The 1,711-nt window shown below is 69.6% G+C and carries 1 protein-coding gene; it reads left to right on the top strand.

The features are described from left to right. Window positions 1-1,711: condensation domain-containing protein (locus tag HUA74_RS47010; protein WP_254625566.1), on the top strand; the 1,711-nt coding region annotated here is incomplete at both ends.

The raw sequence follows: 1,711 nt of genomic DNA, 5'->3' as shown, positions 1-1,711 counted from the left end.
TCTTCGAGCTGGGCGGCGACTCCATCCTCGCCATCCAGGTGGTCTCACGCGCGCGTCAGGCCGGCCTGCATCTGGCCGCAAACCAGCTCTTCCAACACCAGACACTGGAAGCGCTGGCGCGCGTGGCGAAGCAGCAAGGTGGGCCGCAGGTCGATTCGGGCATGGTGCTCGGCACCTCCCTCCTGACGCCCATCCAGCTCGACTTCTTCGAGAAGGAGCTCCTCGAACCGCACCACTTCGCCCAGGCCTTCATGCTCGCGTCGAGCGAGCCGGTGGACGTCCCGTGCCTGGAAGCGGCGCTGCGCGCGGTCGTCGCCCACCACGACACGCTGCGGCTGCGCTTCACGCGCCGCCAAGACGGCACCTGGCACCAGGAGTTCACCGGACTGGAGTCCCTTGTCCGCCTGGAGCAGGTGGACCTCTCTTCCGTGCCCGAGGCGGAGCTGCCCACGGCCCTGGAGTCCGAAGCCTCCCGCCTCCACGCCAGCCACAGGCTGGAGGAGGGGCTGCTCCTGCGCGCCGCCCTCTTCCACCTCGGAGCCGAGCGAGGCTCACGACTCCTGCTGTCGGTGCACCACCTGGGCGTGGATGGCGTCTCCTGGCGCACGCTGCTGGAGGACCTCGGCGCGGGGTATGTGCAGTCGAGACAGGGCCGTCCGGTGGCGCTGCCGCCCAGGTCCACGTCCTTCAAGACCTGGGCCTCGAAGCTGAGTGACTTCGCTCGCTCCGAGGAGGTCGCGCGTGAGCGGACGTACTGGCTGGAAGAGGGGCGACTCGAGGCTCCTACTCTCCCCAGGGATGGCGCTGGCGGTGCCACTTCCGTGGCCTCCTCGCGCACGGTGGAGGTCTCCCTCGACGAAGCCCAGACGCGGCTCTTGTTGCAGGAGACACCGGCTGCGTGGCGGGCGCACATCAACGATGTGCTGCTGACGGCCGTGACGGACAGCCTCACGCACTGGATGGGCCAGCCTCGCCTGCGTGTGGAGCTGGAGGGCCATGGCCGCGAGCCGTTCTCCGAGGACGTGGACCTGTCTCGCACGGTGGGCTGGCTCACCACGCTGTATCCCGTGACGCTGGACGTCTCGGGGACGACGAGCCTGGGCGACCGGTTGCGCGCGGTGCGGGACTCGCTGCGGCGCCTTCCCCGAAAGGGCCTCGGATACGGCCTGCTGCGCCACCTGGCGGACGACGAGCAATCCCAGCACCTCCGCGCACTGCCTCGTGCCCAGGTGCTCTTCAACTACCTGGGCCAGTTCCATCAGTCCGCCGGTGGCGACTCGGCGCTGAATCCGTTCACCGCCACGCGGGAACCCCTGGGTGCCCTGCGCGCTCCCAATGCCGCGCTCTCCCACCTGCTGGAGATCAACGGCTACGTCTTCGAGGGCCGACTGACCCTGGTGTGGACGTACAGCCAGGCGGCGCACCGGCCAGAGACCATCCAGTCCCTGGCCGACCATTGCCTGCACACGCTGCGGCGGCTCATCGACGACCGAGACTCCGACGACGCCCGCCGCTTCACGCCCACCGACTTCCCGCTGGCGAGGCTGTCCCAGTCGGTGCTCGACCGGGTGCTGCCCGCGGGGGCGCTGGCGGACGACCTCTATCCGCTGTCGCCCATGCAGCAGGGCATGCTCTTCCACACCCTCACGGCCCCGGGCTCCGGCGTCTACGTCACGCAGTTGGCGTGGACCTTCGGCGGCGCCGTGGACAT

The sequence above is a fragment of the Myxococcus sp. CA051A genome, assembly GCF_013336705.1.
Taxonomy (GTDB): Bacteria; Myxococcota; Myxococcia; order Myxococcales; family Myxococcaceae; genus Myxococcus; species Myxococcus llanfairpwllgwyngyllgogerychwyrndrobwllllantysiliogogogochensis.
Note: the sequence above shows the minus strand (reverse complement) of the source record. Positions and strands in the feature narration are given on the sequence as shown.